This window comes from Neomicrococcus aestuarii, from assembly GCF_014201135.1.
GTDB lineage: Bacteria > Actinomycetota > Actinomycetes > Actinomycetales > Micrococcaceae > Neomicrococcus > Neomicrococcus aestuarii.
Window position 1 is genome coordinate 1 of record NZ_JACHDR010000001.1, and the last position, 21,346, is coordinate 21,346.

A 21,346-nucleotide genomic window follows, 5' to 3' on the forward strand; every position below is an offset into this window, starting at 1 on the left:
CGGTGACGGGGGATTCGGGTATGACCCCATCCTGTTGCCTGAGGGTCATGACCGAAGCGTCGCAGAGCTCACCGCGGATGAGAAAAACGCCATCAGCCACCGCGGGCAAGCTTTCGCCGCGCTCGTGCCGCACGTGCAACGAGCCCTAGAACAACTAACCGCGCGTCCAAGCGCCACCGAGAGGTAAGACACCACCGTATGACGAGTCTTATATCACTGCTGTTCGTAGGAAGTGTGGCCGCACAGACCGGCTCCACCGGTAGCTCGGGAAGCTGGCTGACCCAGCTCTCCGATTGGGCCGTGAGCCTTATGGAGATCATCGGCCCTCCGGGAGCTGCTCTCGCGATTGCGCTCGAGAACCTCTTTCCACCATTGCCCTCGGAAGTTATCCTTCCGCTGGCGGGTTTCGCGGCAGCACGTGGTTCCTTCACTCTCGCTGAGGCACTGATCTGGACCATCGTGGGTTCCGTGGTGGGCGCTGTCGCCCTGTACTGGGTGGGTCGCTTGCTGGGCCGCGAACGTACCCGCAAGATCTTTGGATGGCTTCCTCTCGTGGACATCAGCGACGTGGACAAAGTGGAGGCGTGGTTCGTCAAGCACGGTCCCAAGGCCGTGTTCTTTGGCCGCATGGTGCCGATCTTCCGCTCGCTCATCTCCATTCCGGCCGGCGTCACCCAGATGCCGTTCGGTCAGTTCGTGCTCTTGACCACCGCCGGTTCGGCGATCTGGAACAGCATCTTCGTCCTGGCAGGTTTCTACCTGGGGGATAACTGGCACATCGTGGAAGAGTACGCGAACGTGTTCCAGAAAATCGTGATTGTGGTGGTGGTCCTCGCGATCATCGGCTGGGTGATTTACAAGCTGAACAAGCGCCGCGGCGCAAAGGTTTCCTCGACAGATGAGCGTTGATTTCACGGCCATCGACTTTGAGACGGCGAACGGATTCCGCGGTTCGGCCTGCTCTGTCGGTGTAGTAAAAGTACGGGATTCGCGCGTGGTGGAAACGGCGAGCTGGCTCATGCGGCCGCCTCCCGGTTTCGATCATTTCGATCCGCGCAACGTCCAGATTCACGGCATTACCCCGGAGATGGTGCGGGACGCACCACGCTTTGGAGAGCTCTATACGCCTCTGATGAACTTTGTGGGGGACGACATTCTGGTGGCGCACAACGCCGCCTTTGACCTCGGCGTGATTCGTTCGGCCGCTGAAATGTCAGAGCTGAACGTGGACCCTCGCAATTTCGCCTGCACCGTCATTCTGTCTCGCAAGACCTACGATCTTCCGTCGTATTCCTTGCCGTTCGTGGCAGAAGCGGCCGGCGCCCCGTTAGAGAATCACCATGAGGCTCTGGCGGATGCCACAGCCTGCGCCAACATCATGACGGACATTGCTCAACGTCAAGAGGCTGCCACAGTTCCAGCGTTGCATGAGTCCTTGAGGATTTCTTTGGGGCATGCTGAGGGTTATCACGTGGGCGATCCGCTGTCGCGGGCGAGTGCGGATGGACTGCGTTGGAAGTCCGCGCAGCGTGAGATTCCGCAGCCTCCCGATTGGCAGATTTGGCCGCACGAGGGCAATAACCCGCAGCCGAACCTCGACGCCGATCCAAGCCACCCGTTGTTCGGGCAGAACGTGGTGTTCACGGGGAATCTGGCGATGAGCCGTCAGGACGCTAAGAACCGTGCCGCTGCCGTGGGCGCCATTACCGCTAGCCGCGTGACGCGCCAGACCACCGTGCTGGTGGTGGGCGACGGCTTCGTCGCGAGCGACCTCAACTCGGGCCGCGTCACCAACAAGGCGCGCAAGGCGCTTGAATTGCGTGAGCGCGGTCAGCACATTGAGGTGGTCTCTGAGGGAGAGTTCCTGCAAATGGTGGGCGGTCCCTGGCCGCTGAGCGTCTAGGTCTTCCTACCGCGGCTTAAGTGGTAGCGCGGACCCAGCGGGCAGCGAGTTCTTGAGCGAAAGCGTGCAGTGCGGCGAGCGTTGCATCATTTTTCGGTACGACGACGCCGCTTGGGTCCCGCAGATTCTTCAAGGCCGCAGTGGCTTGCGTCAGGCTTGACCCAAGTTCTAGCGGGATATCCCCGGCTTCACTAGCGGCCTGGCCGTGGACCTCAGGCCAGAATGACTTGTTAGCCCAGACACCCACACCCTGAGCGTACTGATAGCTGGCTTCGGCCCCATGCGTGAGGGCGGCAGCATCGCGTGCAAGCCGCGTCATGAGGGATCCGTCCCCATCCGGTAGTAGCGCCAGAACAAACGATCGCAACGCAAGCTGAGCTGCGTCGTCGTTCGCGTAATTCGCTTCCGGGCCGCGGCGAATACCGAACGGGCGCGAAGGAATGCTCATCTCCGGGTTACGCAAAGACACCGTGTCCGGGTGCTCGCTAACCGCGGTGCGCTGCTCGGGCGTGAGCGCGCGGGCCACAGCGGTGAAGTGTGCGTCCGTCCAACGCGTCGGCGGCTCAGGAGCCCCAGCCGGAACGCTGCCATCCAGTGCGCGCACCCACCGCAGCGTGCTGAGCCACATGCACGCTGGCTCATCCGCAGCAATGCCATCATTGGCCCATTCCACGGCATCCAAGAGACCGTCAAAAATCGCGAAAGCGATGACGGTCTGAGTCAGAGTTTCGGTGGAAGCGGTCGTCGCGATCGATTCAAGGACAACCGGGGCGGGATGGGTTTCAGCGCTAAAAGTCACCCCGATAGCCTACCGATAATTCCACCGTGCACTGCGCCAGATTCTAGGTGTCAGGGGGAGTCCCTAGAGTAGAAGTATGAGATTCCTACACACCTCCGACTGGCATTTGGGCCGGTCCTTTCACGGCATGGACGTGATTGACCATCAGCGGGACTTTGTCCAGCAAGTCAGCGAGATCATCGCTGAGCGTCAAGTTGATGCACTGTTGTTGAGCGGCGATGTTTATGACCGCGCACTTCCCGCTGTTGCCGTGGTGGAGATGTTTGATGAGGCGCTGAGTCGTCTCATGGGTGCAGGAATCCCCATCATTATTTCCAGTGGCAACCATGACTCCGCCGTGCGCTTGGGCTTCGGCTCCCGAGCGTTTGAAAAAGCCGGCGTGCATATCCGGGCAAGCGTGGAGGAACTGAACCGGCCCATCGTGATTCCGGGACCGGATTTTGATGCACTCGTGTACGCGCTGCCGTATCTCGAGCCGCGACTGGTCGCTGAGCAGCTGGGAGTGCAGGCTCCGGGGCACGAACCCATCATTGTTGCTGCGCTTGATCGCATCCGGCAGGATCTCGCGGAACGGAAGTCTGTTACTGTACGGGCACAGGTTCCGTTGGTGATGGCTCACGTGTTTGCCGCCGGGGGAGCTCCGAGTGAAAGCGAGCGCGAGCTCAGCGTGGGCGGCCTCGATAAGGTGTCTCACCAAGTGTTTTCCGACTTCACGTACACGGCGCTCGGGCACTTGCACGGACGCCAAACCCTAGCGCCGAATGTCCGCTATTCGGGTTCACCGCTCGCGTACTCGTTCTCTGAAGCCACGCATCGCAAGGGGGCCTGGCTCGTCGACGTGGATGCGTCCGGACTCGTGGACGTCACCGAGGTTCAGTTCAAGCAGCCGCGAGCTTTGGCCACGCTCAAGGGTCCCATTGAGGACTTGCTCTCCAACCCTGCCCACGCAGCTGCCGAAGAGGCGTTTGTTCAAGCGACCGTCACGGATGTTGACCAGCCTCAGCGTGGAATGGACAGGCTCCGAGAACGTTTCCCGGGCATCTTGGTGTACCGCTGGGAACCGAGTGAACGCCGGGAGCAGCGTCGCTACGCGGATCGCGTGCGTGTTCAAGCGACCCCCGAAGAAGTCTGCGGGGAGTTCTACTCCCATGTCCGCGCCCGCGAGCTAGATGCCAGCGAGTCCGCGATCATGCAGGACGTACTGACCCATTCCTTGACGGCAGGAGCTAAATAGTGAGACTTCACTCCCTTGAATTAAGCGCTTTTGGTCCCTTCGCCGGCAAGGAACGGATCGATTTTGACGCGCTCGCAGAAGCCGGATTGTTTTTGCTCAACGGCGAGACAGGTGCTGGCAAGACCAGCATCCTGGACGCTGTCTGCTTCGCCCTCTATGGCTCCTTACCCGGTGCTCGAGACAGCATGTCCAAAGAGCGCGTGCGCAGCGATCATGCCTCGGATGACCCTGCGACCTACCAGCCCACGTACGTTGAGTGCGAGTTCTCGGTGGGGTCTCGACGCTTCCGGGTGAATCGTTCGCCCGCCGTCAAGCGTCCCAAACGCCGCGGTGAGGGCTACACCACCGAGCAAGCCAAAACGCTGCTGGAAGAATTCAGGGACGGGTCTTGGGTTGCGCTGACCAACCGCAATGACGAAGCCGGGCAACAGCTCACGGCTGTGCTGGGGTTGCAGCGTGACCAGTTCACCAAGCTGGTGATGTTGCCTCAAGGCGAGTTCGCCGCATTCTTGCGCTCCAACGCGAATGAGAAGGACGCCATCCTGCGCCAACTCTTTGACACTCGAACCTTCGCGCGCATTGAAGAAGTTTTGTGGCAGCGCTTTGCCGAAGCTCGCGATGCCATTGGAGCGGATGAGATCCGCTTGGGAACGGACGAGAAACGGTTGTTTGAGGCCGCCGAAAATGCACTGACTGCCTGGCGCCAAACTCGCATTGCCGCAGGATTCACGGATGACCCTGAAACCGTCGTAGCTCTCGAGGATCTCACCCTTGAACTTCGAGCCCAACAGCTCGAAGCGGCCGAGGCTGTTGCCAAGGCGTGGTCCGCTGCAAGCAATACCGCCTATCACGACGCCGAGAAAGTCTTCGAGCAACGCAAGGAGAAGCTCGCCGACGCTGAGGCATTCGAGGCGTGGCAGCGTCGTCGTACTCAACTCACCGAACGTGAGTCTCACGTCGTGAAGTTGCGCGCCCTCTTGGAGCGGGACGAACGGGCGCGTGCTCTTCGACCCGCCCAAGAACAGCGCGATCAAGCGTGCCATCTCTATTTTGCAAAGCGCGATACCTTCAACGAAGCATTGTCCAAGCGCCACGATTCACCGCTCGCGAATGCTATCTACGAGAAGCACGAAGGCTACCTCGACGAAATCGTTGACACCCTAGCCGAGCGCATTGCCGTCCTGACCGAACGGGCGAAACAAGAGGAACTGCTCGTCGCAAAGACGGCGCAGCGGAAATCCACCGGTACGGCGCTTGAGACCGTTCGTACCAAAATTGCTGAGCTGACGGCGTCCTATGAGGCGAGCGTGGCCGCATTGCCAGGACTGGAAGAGCAACTCACCGTTGCGCAAGCTGGCGTCCTCAGTGTTGAAGCGGCGCAATTGAAGTTGACGCAAGCAGGGGAAATCCTCGACGCCGCCACCAAGCTCGAGGCTGTGCGGGCGGAAGTTGCGGAGCTGGCGCTCCACTGGCAAACGCGAAGCGATGCGACGCGCTCTGCTCAGGAACGGGAGCGTCTCCTCACGGAGACGGCGCATCGCCAAGTCGCTGCGAGGCTCGCACTTATTCTTGAAGATGATCAACCGTGCCCCGTGTGTGGTTCGGCAGAGCACCCGGCGCCAGCAGTGTTGGTGGAAGGGCAGATTGTCACCGATGATGAGCGCGAGGAAGCCGCCGCGCAGTCAGAATCTTGCCGGCTCGCGGAAACCGCCGCAGAAAAGGTTCTCCGTGCGGCGCAGGATCGTGAGACGCAACTTGCTGCGCATGCGCGGGACCTCACGCTGGAAGACGCCGCCACAGCAGTGTCCACTGCCAAAGCCGCTGTAAAAGCTGCCGAAGGGACCGTGACCGCTGCGGACGCGGCCGCTCAGCACCTCAAGCGAGCCCACGAGACTGTTTCAGCTACCGAGGTTGAGCTGGCCTCATCCCGGGTTCGCGAGGAATCCCTCGCTCGTGACGTCGAAACACTCGATCAAGAAGTGGGCGTGTTGACCGAAGAAATCGTCAAGGATCGCGGCGAGTACGGAAGCGTGAGCGAACGCGTTGCCGCGGAGAAAGCGGCGCGAGCCCTGCTCTTGGCTGAAATGGAAACCGAGGATGAAAAAGACCGGGCGTTCAAAGGAGTGGTGGAGGCCGCCAAGTTGTGGGGCGACCGGCTCTTCGCCGCAGGCTTCATTGACACTCTTACGAAAACCAGTAGCGAAGCCAAATTCGTCGAGGCACTCCTGGAAGATCCTGTGCGAGAAGCGCACCAGGCCGAAGTGACGTCCTATGCGGATGAGCAATCTCGCGTGGCTGAACTTGAAGTTTCAGCGCCAGTGACACGGCACCGCACGCGGGTTCAAGAGGGTGAGCCGGCCGTGACTCCGGCCGAACTCGAAAGCGCCGGCAAACTCGTTGAGTCCACTCTCCGAACCGCAAACATCGCGTCCAAGGCGCGGATTTTGTTGACCTCGCAACGAGAAGGTTTCGATTCTGGTGTTGCCCGGAATGCGAAAGATCGAGAAGCGCTCGAACCTCGCCGTGCCGTTCTGCGCGAGCTCGAAGGGTTGGCCAAGGTGGCGCGTGGCGAAGGCGATAACCGTCTGCGCATGAGACTGTCCTCGTTCGTACTCGCGGCCAAGCTTGAAGCGGTGGCGTCCGCCGCCACGGTCAGGCTTCATGAGATGACCGATGGCCGCTACCAGTTGATCCACGTTGATGATCGGCAGGGGCGCGGCAAGGGCGGTCTGGATCTCGCGGTCAGTGACGCGTGGACTGGACAGCAGCGTGACACCAACTCGCTTTCTGGCGGCGAAACGTTCATGGTCTCGCTCTCGCTTGCGCTGGGTCTTGCCGAGGTGATTCAAGCCGAAGCAGGCGGAATTTCGTTGGAGACGCTCTTTGTCGATGAGGGCTTCGGCACACTCGATCAAGGCAGTCTTGAGCAGGTCATGAACGCCATCGACGACCTCCGCGAAGGCGGACGCGTGGTGGGGTTGGTGTCTCACGTGGAGGAGCTCAAACAGCGGATTCCGGCCCAGATTCAAGTACACAAAACGCAACGAGGATCCACCACCAGTGTGATCCTGGGAGACGCTGCCTGATATGGCCACCCGGAGATGAAGGATCTATAATAGGAAGAGTTTGAGGGTTCAGTGCGTCGGGAGGCTGGGACGGCGCGCACGTACAAAGGAAAACCCAAAATGTCTGCGTCACGCGTAGATTCCCTTTCCCCTGCCCCCAAAAATTCTTCATCTCCGGCGCCGTCAGGATCAGCGTTTTCGGCACTTGGCCGACTCGCCGGTCCCGCGTTCTTCCCGCTAGCACTGATCGCTCGTGTGCCACTGGGCATGCTCACCATCGGTTCCATCACCTTTGTGGTGTCCACGACCGGTTCTTACACGGCCGGCGGTATTGCTGCTGCACTGGTAGGCGTCGGCTCAGCAATTGGTTCCCCGTTGGCGGGCGCCATTTCCGATGCCCGCGGGCAACGCGGCGTGCTCCTTGCACTGTCGCTGCTGCACGTGATCTCACTTGCGCTCTTGCTGTTCTTCGGCTTCACCGAAGGCGCCCAGTTTGCTCAAAGCGATGCCACCACCGCCGCCCCGTGGATGACCTGGCTCTCGGCGCTGCTCGCCGGCGCAACCTGCGCTCAAGTGGGACCAATGTCCCGCTCGCGCTGGGTTGGACTCACGAACGGACGGACTACCCAGGGCCGCGAACTCAACGCCGCTCTCGGCTACGAGTCCACTGTGGACGAGATTACCTTCGCCCTTGGCCCTGCCATCGTCGGCATCGTCGCCGCACCGATCACCCCGTGGATGCCGCTGGTGATCTCAGGCATCATCACAGCTATCTTGGTTCCCGCGTTCGCGATGCACCGCACAGCGCTGGCCGCTCCGCGACGTGAAAAGGGCCAGGTAGCCGCGAAATGGACCATGCGTCAGCGTGTAGGCGTGGCCCTCGCAAGCATCACCATGGTGGGACTTGGCACCATCTTTGGCTCGACCGCTTCCGGAACTCTTGCCTTCGCCGATGAACACGGGATCGCTAGCGGCGGTGGACTCATCTACGCCGCCCTCGGAAGTGTCTCGGCACTGACAGCCCTCTCCGTCGTCGCGTGGCCGGCGTCCTTCACGTTTACCTCACGATGGCTGGCAGCAGCTATCGTCCTGGTTCCAGCAACGCTCTTCTTACAGTTCGCGGACAATGTGGTGCTTGTAGTGATTGCGCTCGCGTGCATCGGCTTGCCCATTGGACCGATTCTGGTCACCATGTTCGCCTTCGGAAACACCGTGACCCCTCAGGGTCGGCTGGGTTTCGTCATGGGACTGCTGGCCTCTGGCATTACTATCGGCACCTCCATCGGTAACTCGCTGGCCGGTTACTTCGCGGACACAATCGGCTACACGGCGTCCTACCAGATTGCGCTTGTAGCGGCATTTGTCATCCTCGCTGCTGCAGCATGTGCGGTGCTCACCTCGCGCCATTACAGCAAGCCCCAGAGCGCTTAAGAACGCTCGGCATCATGGCAGAACTCACGACACGAAACGCTAATTTCAGAAGAGGGCTACCATGGTGCAGGACGTTCCGTTCTTGCCACACCCCTGGGCCTGAAAATGATCGTCGCTAGGTCAACACAGTCCATCGATACTGATTGAGAAAGTAGTCAATGAAGCGCACCGTTTCCGCTCATTTGATCGCCACCGCGCAGCCAGATACCAAACTGGTCTACGCGATCGCCCCGGTCAAGGATCCCGGGTATGACTCCTTCGAGGAGGAGCTGATTGCAACCATCGATGGCAAACCTCTGGAAGTTACCGAGGTCGCTGATTTCCATGGCGGACGTTTCCATGTGGTGGAAACTGAAGAAGGTGGCGTGATTCAGATTGATTACGCTGCCACCATCGTGGGCCAAGCGAACGTGCCCGTGGTGGAGGAAGCGGACTTGATCCGTTACATCCGCCCGTCGCGCTATTGCGAATCGGACACCTTGTTCTCCACGTCTATCGCTAACTTCGGCCAGATGACCGGCAAGGAACTCTTCAACGCTGCGCGCAACTGGGTGAACCAGGAACTTGCCTACGTGTCGGGCTCTTCGCGCGCTACGGACAGCGCCGTCAACACGTTGCTCGCGCGCCGCGGCGTGTGCCGAGATTACTCGCACCTGCTGATTTCGATGCTGCGCGCCAGGAACGTGCCGGCTCGTATGGTGGCCGTTTACGCGCCGCAGTTGGATCCCATGGACTTCCATGCCGTGGTGGAAGCGTACATTGACGGTGAATGGCGCGTGGCAGATGCCACCGGGCTTGCACCTCGTCAAGGTTTCGTGCGCATCGCCACCGGCGAAGATGCCACCGATACCGCGTTCTTGAGCACGGTACGCGGATCCATCATCTTCAATAGGATGCGAGTCACCGCGGAGATCGACGAAGAGCTCACGGATCCCTCTCTCGAAGAACTGGTCGTCCTTCGCTAATTCGAATTTAGGCCAGGTCAGCCAACTTTCGCTTGTCGAAGGAGACCTCGGCCGTAAAGAGAATCCATAACAAAGAAATGCTCCCCGCCTTGAAGAACGGGGAGCACTTTTGTGCGCTGATGCGCGTGTGACTGCGAGAGTTACTCGGTACAAGCTTCTGCGTGGCTAAGGTCAGCGTCGGCAATGATCGAGTTGAGTCGGCTGATCTCTTGCAGCTGCTCGGTGGTGAGCAGGGGCTGCAATAGGCGGTGAATGTGCCGTACGTGCTCGCGACCTACGGCCGCTTGCTTGGCGCGTCCCTCCTTTGTCAGGGAGACCAACACGGCGCGCGAGTCGCTAGGGTCCTTCTGCCGAGTCACCAGACCGCGCTTCTCTAGCCGTTCCGCGGTGCGGGAGAGGCTAGGTTGGCTCATGAGCAGGTGCTCATTGAGGTCAGTGAGGCGGGATGTTCCATCGGGACAGCGCGTGAGGTTGAAGAGGACGTCGTATTCAGACATGGATAAGTCCGCAAATGCGCGCCCCCGCTGTAGCTCGCGCATGACCTTGACCTGAGCGCGGAAAATAGCTTCCCAAGCTTCGGCGCTGGCCCGTACGCTCTTTTGCTGTTCGGGGCTCATGCTGGATTACTCCTTGGTTTCAGAATTTTCGGATGACGACGACGCAGCTTGGGCTTCCTTGGCAGCTACCCGGTTGGCGTGGGTTGGGGGAGCCGGGTGATCCGCTGGGGTGCGAGATTCCAGTTCCTTGCGCAACTCTGGAAGCACCTTGTCTCCGAAGAGATCCAGCTGTTCCAAGACGGTCTTCAACGGCAGGCCGGCGTGATCAACCAAGAAGAGCTGGCGGTGGTAATTGCCGAAGTACTCCTGGAAGGTGAGGGTCTTCTCGAGGACTTCTTGCGGGCTGCCCACGGTCAGTGGGGTCTGCGACGTGAAGTCTTCGAGGGACGGTCCGTGGCCGTACACGGGAGCGTTGTCGAAGTATGGGCGGAACTCGTTGACGGCGTCTTGCGAGTTCTCACGCATGAAGAACTGTCCGCCCAAGCCCACGAATGCCTGGTCTGCCCGACCGTGACCGTAGTGCTCGAAGCGTTCACGGTACAGGCCAATGAGCTGCTGGTAGTGCTCTTTTGGCCAGAAGATGTTGTTGGCGAAGAAGCCGTCACCGTAGTAGGCGGCGATTTCGGCCACTTGAGGCGTGCGGATGGAACCGTGCCAGACGAACGGTGCTACGTCATCTAGTGGGCGCGGGGTAGAGGTGAAGCTCTGCAACGGGGTGCGGTACTTACCCTGCCACGAGACCACATCTTCATCCCAGAGACGGCGAAGCAAGTGATAGTTCTCCACCGTGAGCTCAACGCTGTCTTGTGGGTTCTTGCCGAACCATGGGTACACCGGTGCCGTGTTTCCTCGGCCCAGAACCAAGTCCACGCGACCATCGGAGAGGTGCTGGAGCATCGCAAAGTCTTCAGCGATCTTCACGGGATCATTCGTGGTGATCAAGGTGGTGGCGGTGGACAGAATGATGCGCTCGGTCTGTGCCGCGATGTAGGCGAGCGTCGTAGTGGGGGAGGAGGAGAAGAATGGGCGGTTGTGGTGCTCGCCAATGGCGAAGACGTCCATACCGATTTCTTCGACCTTCTTAGCGATAGCGACCATCGCCTTGACGCGCTCTTGCTCGCTAGGGTACTTCCCGGTGATGGGGTCCTGAGTGATATCTGAAACGCTAAATACGCCAAACTGCATGATTCTCTCCTTATGCTTCACATCAGTTTATATGCAACTGAATATAATAAGAAGAATCCGCTCCAAATTATTCCGGTGGCTTCCGTCACCGAGTGCCACGAAACGAAACGCGAGCGACTCAGCAAAACGCGAACGACTACGCGGCGCGCGTGCGACGCTCCCGCAATCGCTCCACCATGCGGTACAGCACGGGCACCAATACCAGGGTCAGCAAGGTAGAGCTGATCAGTCCACCAATGACGACGACGGCGAGTGGTTGCGAAATGAATCCGCCTCCGCCGGTGAGACCCATGGCCATAGGAGTGAGAGCGAAGATCGTGGCAGCTGCGGTCATGATGATGGGACGCAAACGCTGACGAGCACCTTGCTCAATGGCCTCGTCCAGACTCATCGGAGGCAGTGCCCCGCGAGGTCGCCGGTATTGATTGATGAGGTCAATGAGCACAATGGCGTTCGTGACCACGATTCCCACGAGCATGAGCATGCCGATCAAGGACGGAAGACCAAGGGGTACGCCCGTGATGAGCAACATGCCGATAGCGCCCGTTGCAGCGAATGGCACGGAGACCAACAGAATCAGTGGCTGAATCAGGGACTTGAAGGTAGCCACCATGATCACGTACACAATCGCAACGGCCGCGATGAGCGCGAGACCAAGGTCGCGGAAGGAGTTGGCCTGCTGGACCGCAGCGCCGCCAATCTCTGCGGTAGTGCCCGCGGGGAGTTCGATGGTTTCAAGCCGCTTGGTTACTTCTGCGGAGACTGCGCCCAGGGCGTTCTCCTCAGGAGTGACGGAGACGGTGACAATACGCTCGCCGTTGGAACTCGTGATGGTAGAAAGCGTTTGACTTTCCGTCACTTCGGCAACATCCGAAAGCGTGATCATGCCTTGAGGCGTGAGGATCTCTACTGCTTGAAGCTCAGAGATGGTGTTGACGATCTTGTCACCAGTAATCACCACCGGGTAGTCGGTGTAACCAAAGCGCACGCTGCCAGCGGGAACGGCTGACAATTTGGAGGCGGCAAGACCGCCGACCGCTTCCTCGGTCAGGCCGTAGCTGGCCGCCTTGGCACGGTCTACATCGATGGTGATGACTGGGCTCTCCGTGGTCAGGTTGGATTCGAGGCTCTTGGTGCCTTCAATACCTTCTAGTCCCTTCACCACCGCAGCGTTCGCTTCGGCAAGAAGTTCCGGCGAAGGAGCGGACACGTTGACGCTAACGCTCGAGCCGAAGCCCTGGCCCTGGTTGGTGCTGAAGTTGATTTCTCCCGAAGGCTTCTGCGCAGCAATGGCATCCCGGGCAGCATCCTGAATAGCCTGCTGATCGGCGGATTCAGCCGTGGTCACCGTGAAGTTCGCTTGATCTGCGGTGGAGCCGCCCAGGAAGGCGAACATTCCGCCGGATCCAATGGTGAGCTGGACGTCTTCGACGCCCTCGACGCCACGGAGTGCGGACTCCACCGGCTTGGCAAGACGAGTGGTCTCAGCCAGCGAGCTACCCGCCTGGACCTTCTGGGTAAGACGGAAGGAGTTCTCCCCGGAGCTTCCCAACAAGTTTGTGGGGACCAAAGGAATCATGGCCACCGTTCCCACCAGAATCAGCACGGCAGTCACCAAAGTGATGACCGGGCGCTTCTGGGTCGAACGCAAAACGGGCAAGTAACCGCGCTGCAGCCACGTGTTGCGCTCGCGCTGATGTACTTCGTTGACGTCCGGGAGCGACTCGCTCTGCGCCTCAGATTCATGCACCACAGATTCGCGCGATGTAGATACTTTAGACCCGAGGGAAGACACCGCCCGGTGCTTGCCGGTCCCTGGCGCTACTCCAACGCCAGTGTCCGCGAGAAGCGCGCCTTCGCGAGCTGCGTCGTCGTCCTGAACATCCTCAGCGGAAGCCTTCGCCGACTTTCCACGGCCCAAGAACCAATACGCGAGGACGGGCACAATCGTGAGGGAGACGAAGAGCGAGCCCAACAAAGCGATGGTCATGGTGATCGCAAAGGGACGGAAGAGCTCGCCCGCAATGCCGGACACGAACGCGACCGGCAAGAACACCGCAACCGTGGTGAGCGTCGCTGCGGTGACGGCTGTGGCCACTTCACGCACAGCCTGCAAGATGGCGCGGCCCTTCGGCTCACCGTATTCGAGGTGGCGCTTGATGTTTTCGATGACCACAATCGAGTCATCCACCACACGGCCAATCGAAATGGTCAAGGCGCCCAAGGTCAGCAAGTTCAGGGAAAAGCCGAACGCCTGCAAACCAATGAACGTGACCAGCAAAGACAGTGGAATGGAGATTGCGGTGACGATCGTCGAACGCAGCGACATCAAGAACACCAGAATCACGATCACCGCAAAGCCGAGGCCCAGAAGGCCTTCAACGGTCAAGTCCTTGATGGACTTCTCGATGAACGGCGCCTGATCGAAGACCGTGGTGATGGTGGCGTTGTTTCCGAGTTCCGTTTCGAGCTCATCCACCAGATCCGCTACGGCGTGGGAAATACGGACCGTGTCACCCTCGGGCGTCTTGGTGAGGGAGAGGCTCAGCGTCTCGACGCCGTTGGTCCGGGTGATGGACGTGGCAGGCGCGTTAGCGAGCATTACGTCGGCAACGTCCTTGATGAGCGTCGTCTGCGATTCCATCGAAGGCGTCGACGGGGTCGAGGGGGTTGCCGTGGGATTGTCCGGATCTGGGACCGGGACAGCTGGGGCGACGCTGTCATTGGCAGCCAGCGGGATGTTCTGGATGTCCTCGATCGAGTTCACCGTGGTGCCGGCCTGAACCGGAAGGGACTGTTTTCCCTCGTTGAGGGAACCTACGGGGAACAGCCCGGCGTTCTTGCTCAGCGCGTCCGTGATGCTCTGAGTGGTGTAGCCGCGAGCGGTGAGCTCGGTTTCATTGGGAGCGATGGAAATGCGCTGCTCGGTACCGCCAGAGACGTCCACAGAACGGACGCCCTCAAGCTTGGTCAAGCGAGGAACAGTAAGGCGTTCTAGATCAGACTTCAGCTCACTGAGGTCCTGGTCAGAAGAGACTGCCATGAACACCACAGGGAAGTCGCTGACCGAACCGGAGAAAGATTGAGGATTAGCGTCATCGGGCAATTGTGCTCGCACGTTGCTGATGGCGCGGTCCACTTGGCTACGTGCCCGGTCCAGATTGGTGCCGTAGACGAAGGACAACGACACCGTGGACACGCCTTGGCGGCTGGTGGCGGAGGAGGATTCGAGGCCCTCAACGGCCTGCAGTGCAGATTCAAGCGGCTCGCTGACCTGCTTATCCACCACTTCAGGCGAAGCACCAGGCAACTGCGTAACCACCGCGACTTGCGGGAATTCGAGGCTAGGAATGATCTCTTGCTTGAGTCCACCCATCGCCAACACTCCAAAGATGGAGATAAAAACGGAGACCAGCGCTATGAGCGCCTTATTGCCGAGTGAAAAGTTGGCAAGGCGATGCATGCGCTGGTCCCCCCTGGGTATCGCTAGCGTCTCTCTGGTGAGAGATCTAAATTATGCGAGTTCAAGAACCTTATTGGTGTGGTTCGTGACCTCTTCCAGAAGCTTCACATTGGTGTTCAGCTTCTCGCCGTGGCTTGGAATCATTTCTGCAATCTTGGACTCCCAGCCACCGAAGTGTGTTGGGAAGCAACGCTTGAGCAGGCCAACCATGATCGGTGCTGCCGTGGAGGCTCCTGGGGAAGCACCCAGCAGACCGGCCATCGTGCCGTCCGCGGAGGTGACTACCTCGGTGCCGAACTGCAGGACGCCGCCCTTGGCAGGATCCTTCTTGATGACCTGAACGCGCTGGCCAGCAGTGATCAGTTCCCAGTTCTCGCCCATGGCTTGTGGGTAGTAATCCTGCAAGGACTCGTTCTTCTTGCTACGGGTCTTGACCACTTCGTTGACCAGGTACGTCACAAGGCTCAGGTTGTCCTTGGCCACGTTGAGCATCGGCAACAAGTTGTGCGGACGGATGGACAACGGCAAGTCCAGCAAGGAGCCGGTCTTGAGAAAGTTCGTGGAGAATCCGGCGTAGGGGCCGAACATGAGCGAGCGCTTGCCATCCACAAAACGGGTGTCAAGGTGAGGCACGGACATCGGTGGGGCACCCACAGAAGCCTGACCGTAGACCTTGGCGTGGTGGCGTGCAATCACGTTCTCATCCGTGCAACGCAAGAACTGACCGGAGACAGGGAAGCCGCCGAAGCCCTTGGCCTCGGAGATACCGGAGTTCTGCAACAAGTGCAGTGCGCCGCCACCGGCACCCACGAAGACGAACTTCGCGTTGACGGTGAAGTCCTGCTTGGTAGCGCGGTTCTTGACGCCTACGCTCCAGCCGCCGGAGTTGCGGTCCAGCTTGGTCACGCGGTGGCCGAAGTGCAGATCGGCGCCAGTGGTGCCCAAGTAAGCGGTGAGCTGGCGAGTCAAAGAACCAAAGTCAACGTCCGTGCCACCTTCAACACGGGAAGCGGCGACGCGGCCGGAGTCGCGGCCTTCGGCAACCAAAGGTGCCCATTCGCCGATCTTGGCAAGGTCTTCGCTGTGCTCCATGGTGGCGAAGAGCGGCTGAGCGCTCAAAGCCTCGTAGCGGGTGCGCAGGTAGTTAGCGTGATCGTCGCCAATCACAAAGCTCATGTGCGGCAGCGGGTTGATAAAGGTCTTCGGGCTACCGATCAGACCCTGCTGCACCATGAAGGAGTAGAACTGGCGTGACACCTGGAACTGCTCGTTGATGGTGACGGCCTTGGCCGGATCCACCTTGCCGTCTTTGCCCAGCGGCGAGTAGTTCAACTCGCACAGTGCTGCGTGACCGGTTCCGGCGTTGTTCCATGGGTCCGAAGACTCAAGGCCAGCCTGATCTAGGTTCTCGAAGATGCCGATGGTCCAGGATGGCTCGAGCTGCTTGATGAACGTACCCAAGGTGGCGCTCATGATGCCGGCGCCAACTAGAACGACGTCGTAATTCTTTGCGGGTTCTTGTGAGGACAAAATTCGTCTCCCTTTATCTCTATTGGGCTAAGGCTATCGCGATACACGGCTCCTCCTACAATTGCTGAGCAATCGTGTGGGGTGGGATCCGCCGGGCAGTTTGACGTAGGTTACGGGCTCGTGGGAGTCACCTCGACGCGAGCGAAGGGTTCATCCAGGACAGGGCTTACCGGGTAGTTCACCACATCGTTGTTCAGAGCCAACGCGGAGATCGGGTAGAGCAGTGGATATGCGGGAAGATCAACCGCAAGGGTCTCCAGAATCTGCCCGTACAGCGCTGTACGTTCGGCGCCGGCCGGTGTGGAGCGCGCGTCACGAATCATCGTTTGAACAGTGGGGGAGTCGTATCCGAATTCATCAGAATACTGCGCAAAGAGGGTGGACAAGAAGTAGTCAGGATCACGGTAGACGCCGGAGAGTCCCAACAAGTGAAACCCAGGGTTTTTTCCGGCAGCAATATTGGCGATGTAGTCGTTGTTCCATTCCATCGGCACTGGCTTGATGGAGAATCCGGCAGCGGTGAGCTGACGAGCAATCCTCGCGTAAATGCGCTCTGGCTGGGGAAGATAGGCGCGCGCCGTGCCCGTGGGGTAGACGAACGGGATTTCTTGACCACGGTAGGTGCTCGTGGAGAGAAGCTCGGCTGCCTTCGTAGCGTCGTAGCCGTACACCGTTTCGGGATCTGGAATCGCGAGGCTGGGTGGCAAGAAGCTCTTGGCTTCGTTGGTGCCGCGCAAGAAGAATTCGCTGGCCACGTTGTTGTTGTCAATGGCGTACGCGGCGGCTTGACGGACTTGCTGATCCTCGAGGACCGAATTGAGCTGGTTCATGCCCAAGTAGAGGATTGCGAAAGGATCGCGCTGCAGCATCTGCCGACCCTCTTGGACGATGGTTTTGAGCTCTTCCACGGTGACCAGGTCATAGCCGTGAACGTCGCCGCGGTGCAGCGCGCTAAAGCGGGCGTGCGCTTGGCGGAAGATTTTCACGGTGGCTTGGTCCACGGTTTGGGTTCCGCCCCAGTACGACGACGCCGCGTTCAGCACGATTTCCTGCTCCGTTGCGGAGTGGATGCGGTAGGGGCCGGATCCGGTGGGGAATTCGTCATCCCACGTTCCCGGTTCGATGATTCCGAAACCTGGGTGGGTGAGCGCTTCGATCAGCATGGTGAGCGGGCGACGTAACGTAAGTTCAAACTCGAACTCAGATACCGCGCGTGCTCCCGCATAGAAGCTAGCGGAGGGACGGGTGCCTTCTTCCTCCGTGGCGCTTGAGGTGCGAAAACGGGGGACCACATCTTCTGGCACGGTGGCGTGATGGTGGAAGACCACTTCGAACGGGGTGCGACGGGCTCCGCTTTCGGTGGCTTCCATGGCCGCCCAGCGCTCAAAGTTTTTCACGATGGAATCGGCGGTGACTGGCATTCCCGAATGGAACTTGACGTCCTTGCGCAGAATAAATCGGTGCGTCAGTCCGTCCTCGCTGGCCCTCCAGGACTCTGCCAGCTCGGCAGTTGGGGCGCCGGTTTCAGCATCGACACCTACAAGATTGTTGAAGATCTGCCGAGACAACCGGAAGGTCTCGACGTCCAAACCCAGCGATGGATCAAAGGAACCGGGGTAGGACGGAACCGCAAACTGAAAGCGGATGGTGGGCTGCGTCGTCGTACTAGAAGTACCGGAGCCAGCCGCGCCGTCGCCACCAGTGCACGCAGTCAACGCGAGGGTGGGCAGTCCTAAAGCGGACCAAGCAAGGAGAGTTCGGCGAGAGACGCCATGAGGTTGAGGATCGTCGCTGCTCAACGCCACAACCGATCTGTCCTCCCAAAAAGTGCAGCTCGGTCAGCTATCACTGCTGACCGAGTACCTGCTGTGAGTGCGGGCGGAGGGACTTGAACCCACACGTCCGAAGACACTGGAACCTAAATCCAGCGCGTCTGCCAATTTCGCCACGCCCGCATGTTCTTGAACCCACAAGATACTACGTCAACCCGCTGGGCTAACCGCTCTCAGTGATTCAAGCTCGTAATAGTCTAACCGAGATTTTGGAGGTCGCGGAGCAACTTCTCCACGTGTCCTTTTGCGCGCACGTTGTATTGCGCCAGATCAAACGCACCTTGCTCGTTGATCACGAAGGTGGATCGGATCAGGCCCTCGTAGGTGCGGCCGTAATTCTTCTTCTCGCCCCACGTGCCAAAAGCCACCGAAGCCTCATGCTCAGGATCGGCCAACACTGTGAAATTCAACTCATGCTTTGCCGCGAACTTGGAGAGCGTCTCCACCGAATCTGGAGATACGCCATAGACGGGCAGCCCCTGCGTTCCGAAATCTTCGACGTGATCACGGAAATCGCACGCTTGCTGGTTGCAGGCGGGCGTGTTGGCGGCAGGGTAGAAGTAGAGCACATAGCGGGTGCCGAGAAGGCTCTGCTTGGAGACGGTGTTGCCCTGGTGGTCTTGAATCTGAAAATCGGGAGCTTCTTGACCTACCGTGAAGCGGTGACCGGTGGGAGCTGCTGATGCCTGAGTCATGAGTTCCTTCGCTGTGGTGCTTCTGCTTCGATGCTTCTTCGCGGGGTGGTCTGTGGGGTGTCCGGCTGGCCGTGAAACCCACGAAAGCCGTATAACAAAAATTCCCCAATCAGCAAGCTGATCAGGGAATTCTTGGTTTTGGTGCGCCCCCCGGGACTCGAACCCGGAACCTAATGATTAAGAGTCATTTGCTCTGCCAGTTGAGCTAGAGGCGCATTCTCAATGCTGCATTTTTCGCTTTCCGGCGTTCCTGCAACGACAGAAAACTCTACCGGAAAGTTGGCGAAAAACCAAAATCGAGGAGTGGGTGATGGTGCTCACCGAGAGTTTTCCGCGAATTTCCGGGGAATTGGGGCTTTGAGAGTGTTGGTGGAGGCCATCAAACAACTCCTCAAGCGCATTGGTAGCCAAAAATAAGAGGTGTGTAACGCATCACTCTGAGAGCGCGAGGATCAGGCTGTCAACAAATGCGATGAAGTCCACGGAGTCCACTGCCTGCTCCAGGAGGATGAATGACTCGCGATCGTCAGGGGAGTCTGCCGGGCGCCACCGCACCAAGAGGGACGCGGGAACAGTAAAGCGGTACACGTGGCCGGTGGTGGTTGCCAGCTGAACCTGGTTCATGCCATCCACGCCCACCTCATTGATGTTGGTGAGGTTGATGGTGCGGGCCACCCCCAGGGGTTCGCCACTCAAAGGGTCTATGGGCGCCACGATGCACTCAAGCGGTTGTGTGCGGTATCCCACCAAAAAGCTTCCCCCGGACCCGGCGATTCCCGTGGCGTACACCACGTTGTAACTACCGAAGTTCGGGATCTGCGAATCGAAGGATTCCCTGAGTTTGCGCTTGAGTTCAGCGTCCACGGGTGACTCTTGCTGGGGATCCGTCATGCTCTCGATTCTAGGCGGAGACGAATGTTTCACGAATTGGTCACAGGTTCAGCGCGAGTCGCGGGCGGACGTAGGATCGACTCATGACGCAGGAATCCACAGTAGATATCAAGCCTCGTAGTCGTACTGTTACGGACGGCATTCACGCGGCTCCGGCACGCGGAATGTTCCGCGCCGTGGGCATGGGCGACGAGGATTTTTCGAAGCCCCAGATCGGCATTGCGAGCTCTTGGAATGAGATCACGCCGTGTAACTTGTCCCTCAACCGTTTGGCCCAGGGCGCTAAGGAAGGCGTCCACGCTGGTGGCGGTTTCCCGATGCAGTTCGGAACCATTTCCGTATCCGATGGCATTTCCATGGGCCACGAAGGTATGCACTTCTCGCTGGTCTCTCGCGAAGTCATTGCTGACTCTGTAGAAACCGTCATGGAGGCCGAGCGCCTCGACGGCTCCGTCCTCTTGGCTGGTTGCGATAAGTCCCTCCCGGGCATGCTGATGGCAGCTGCTCGCCTCAACCTCTCCTCGGTGTTCTTGTACGCCGGATCCATCATGCCGGGCTTCGCCAAGCTTGAAGATGGCACGGAAAAAGAAGTGACCCTCATTGACGCTTTCGAAGCCGTTGGCGCATGCGTCGCCGGCAAGATGAGCATGAAGGACCTCGATGCCATTGAGCGCGCCATCTGCCCAGGCGAAGGCGCTTGTGGCGGCATGTACACGGCTAACACCATGGCGTGCATCGGTGAAGCTCTTGGCATGTCTTTGCCAGGCTCCGCCGCCCCACCATCGGCAGACCGCCGCCGCGACATGTTCGCTCGCCAGTCCGGCGAAGCCGTGGTGGAGTTGCTCCGCAAGGGCATCCGGGCTCGTGACATCATGACTAAGGAAGCTTTCGAGAACGCCATCGCCGTCACCATGGCCTTCGGTGGTTCCACGAACGCTGTTCTTCACTTGCTCGCGATTGCTCGTGAAGCAGAGGTTGATCTGACCCTCGAGGACTTTAACCGTATTGGCGACAAGATCCCGCACTTGGGTGACCTCAAGCCGTTCGGCCGCTACGTCATGCATGACGTGGACAAGATCGGCGGTGTTCCCGTGATCATGAAGGCGCTGCTCGATGCAGGCCTGCTCCACGGCGATGCGCTCACCGTGACCGGCAAGACTGTTGCCGAGAACCTCGCGGGCATCAACCCACCAGATCCTGATGGCAAGGTGCTCCGTGCGATGGATAACCCCATCCACAAGACCGGTGGCATCACCATCCTTCACGGCTCCTTGGTGCCTGAAGGAGCTGTGGTGAAGTCTGCTGGCTTCGACGCGGACATCTTCGAAGGCACCGCCCGCGTGTTTGACCGCGAGCAGGGCGCGCTGAAGGCACTCGACAACGGCGAAATAAAGGCCGGCGACGTCGTAGTCATCCGCTACGAAGGCCCTAAGGGCGGACCGGGCATGCGCGAAATGCTCGCCATCACCGGCGCCATCAAGGGTGCTGGCTTGGGCAAGGACGTTCTTTTGCTCACCGATGGTCGCTTCTCCGGCGGAACCACCGGCTTGTGCATCGGTCACGTTGCTCCGGAAGCCGTTGACGGCGGTCCTATCGCTTTCGTGAAGGACGGCGACAAGATCCGCGTTGATATCGCGGCTCGTACCCTCGATTTGCTCGTAGACGAAGCTGAGCTAGAGGCCCGCAGGGTGGGCTGGGAGCCGCTTCCGGCTCGTTACACCAAGGGTGTGCTCGCGAAGTACGCCAAGTTGGTGAACTCTGCCAGCAAGGGTGCCTACACCGGCTAAGTAGTTAGC

The 21,346-nt window shown here is 59.5% G+C and carries 17 protein-coding genes and 2 tRNA genes; 9 read left to right on the top strand and 10 right to left on the bottom strand.

Translation table 11 applies throughout. The features are described 5' to 3' along the window. From HD598_RS00005 to HD598_RS00015, 3 genes are all read left to right on the top strand, one after another. The coding region (locus HD598_RS00005; RefSeq protein WP_311538891.1) for a non-canonical purine NTP pyrophosphatase at nt 1-187 on the top strand (187 nt) is incomplete at its 5' end. 11 nt (nt 188-198) lie between these two features. Next, nucleotides 199-909 (top strand): DedA family protein, encoded by a 711-nt coding sequence (locus HD598_RS00010; protein WP_183662708.1) that lies wholly within the window; start codon nt 199-201, stop codon nt 907-909. Beyond that, on the top strand, nt 899-1,903 hold the full coding sequence (locus tag HD598_RS00015; protein ID WP_071893360.1) for an exonuclease domain-containing protein: 1,005 nt from the start codon (nt 899-901) through the stop codon (nt 1,901-1,903). The genes HD598_RS00010 and HD598_RS00015 overlap by 11 nt, the downstream gene beginning before the upstream one ends. A gap of 16 nt (nt 1,904-1,919) precedes the next feature. On the opposite strand, the gene HD598_RS00020 is transcribed toward HD598_RS00015, so the two are convergent. Then, nucleotides 1,920-2,702, bottom strand: coding sequence for a hypothetical protein (locus HD598_RS00020; RefSeq protein ID WP_183662711.1), 783 nt, complete (start codon nt 2,700-2,702; stop codon nt 1,920-1,922). A gap of 76 nt (nt 2,703-2,778) precedes the next feature. On the opposite strand from HD598_RS00020, the gene HD598_RS00025 reads away from it, so the two are divergent. The 4 genes from HD598_RS00025 to HD598_RS00040 all read left to right on the top strand — a co-directional run bounded on the left by HD598_RS00025 (nt 2,779) and on the right by HD598_RS00040 (nt 9,397). Further along, on the top strand, nt 2,779-3,936 hold the full coding sequence (locus HD598_RS00025; protein ID WP_183662714.1) for an exonuclease SbcCD subunit D: 1,158 nt from the start codon (nt 2,779-2,781) through the stop codon (nt 3,934-3,936). Then, a complete protein-coding gene (locus tag HD598_RS13650; protein ID WP_183662717.1) occupies nt 3,936-7,022 on the top strand; it encodes an AAA family ATPase in 3,087 nt (1,028 codons plus the stop codon). The genes HD598_RS00025 and HD598_RS13650 overlap by 1 nt, the downstream gene beginning before the upstream one ends. 99 nt (nt 7,023-7,121) lie before the next feature. Then, nucleotides 7,122-8,432: an MFS transporter gene (locus tag HD598_RS00035; RefSeq protein WP_183662720.1), complete on the top strand. Its 1,311-nt coding sequence runs from the start codon at nt 7,122-7,124 to the stop codon at nt 8,430-8,432. 158 nt (nt 8,433-8,590) lie between these two features. Beyond that, entirely contained in the window at nt 8,591-9,397 is an 807-nt protein-coding gene (locus HD598_RS00040) for a transglutaminase-like domain-containing protein (RefSeq protein WP_183662723.1), read from the top strand. A 140-nt stretch (nt 9,398-9,537) separates the two neighbouring features. Here the strand turns inward: HD598_RS00040 and HD598_RS00045 are convergent, their stop codons facing one another. The 8 genes from HD598_RS00045 to HD598_RS00080 all read right to left on the bottom strand — a co-directional run bounded on the left by HD598_RS00045 (nt 9,538) and on the right by HD598_RS00080 (nt 18,874). Further along, on the bottom strand, nt 9,538-10,014 hold the full coding sequence (locus HD598_RS00045) for a MarR family winged helix-turn-helix transcriptional regulator (protein WP_183662725.1): 477 nt from the start codon (nt 10,012-10,014) through the stop codon (nt 9,538-9,540). Nucleotides 10,015-10,020: 6 nt separating this feature from the next. Continuing rightward, entirely contained in the window at nt 10,021-11,139 is a 1,119-nt protein-coding gene (locus HD598_RS00050) for an LLM class flavin-dependent oxidoreductase (protein WP_183662728.1), read from the bottom strand. Between the two features lie 136 nt (nt 11,140-11,275). Beyond that, nucleotides 11,276-14,602: an efflux RND transporter permease subunit gene (locus HD598_RS00055; protein ID WP_183662731.1), complete on the bottom strand. Its 3,327-nt coding sequence runs from the start codon at nt 14,600-14,602 to the stop codon at nt 11,276-11,278. 51 nt (nt 14,603-14,653) lie between these two features. Further along, a complete protein-coding gene (locus tag HD598_RS00060) occupies nt 14,654-16,132 on the bottom strand; it encodes a malate:quinone oxidoreductase (protein ID WP_183662734.1) in 1,479 nt (492 codons plus the stop codon). Nucleotides 16,133-16,242: 110 nt separating this feature from the next. Further along, nucleotides 16,243-17,937, bottom strand: a complete 1,695-nt coding sequence (locus HD598_RS00065; RefSeq protein ID WP_183662737.1) for an ABC transporter substrate-binding protein — start codon at nt 17,935-17,937, stop codon at nt 16,243-16,245. Between the two features lie 68 nt (nt 17,938-18,005). After that, nucleotides 18,006-18,087, bottom strand: a tRNA-Leu gene (locus tag HD598_RS00070). Nucleotides 18,088-18,161: 74 nt separating this feature from the next. Beyond that, entirely contained in the window at nt 18,162-18,659 is a 498-nt protein-coding gene (bcp, locus tag HD598_RS00075; protein WP_183662740.1) for a thioredoxin-dependent thiol peroxidase, read from the bottom strand. Nucleotides 18,660-18,798: 139 nt separating this feature from the next. After that, a tRNA-Lys gene (locus tag HD598_RS00080) sits at nt 18,799-18,874 on the bottom strand. Between the two features lie 7 nt (nt 18,875-18,881). Between HD598_RS00080 and HD598_RS00085 the strand changes: the two genes are divergently transcribed. Beyond that, on the top strand, nt 18,882-19,076 hold the full coding sequence (locus HD598_RS00085; protein ID WP_183662742.1) for a hypothetical protein: 195 nt from the start codon (nt 18,882-18,884) through the stop codon (nt 19,074-19,076). A gap of 15 nt (nt 19,077-19,091) precedes the next feature. Here HD598_RS00085 and HD598_RS00090 read toward each other — a convergent pair whose 3' ends face one another. Then, nucleotides 19,092-19,550, bottom strand: coding sequence for a hypothetical protein (locus HD598_RS00090; protein WP_183662744.1), 459 nt, complete (start codon nt 19,548-19,550; stop codon nt 19,092-19,094). Nucleotides 19,551-19,633: 83 nt separating this feature from the next. Here HD598_RS00090 and ilvD point away from each other — a divergent pair, with 83 nt between their 5' ends. Further along, nucleotides 19,634-21,337 (top strand): dihydroxy-acid dehydratase, encoded by a 1,704-nt coding sequence (gene ilvD, locus HD598_RS00095; RefSeq protein WP_183662746.1) that lies wholly within the window; start codon nt 19,634-19,636, stop codon nt 21,335-21,337. Nucleotides 21,338-21,346 lie beyond the last annotated feature (9 nt).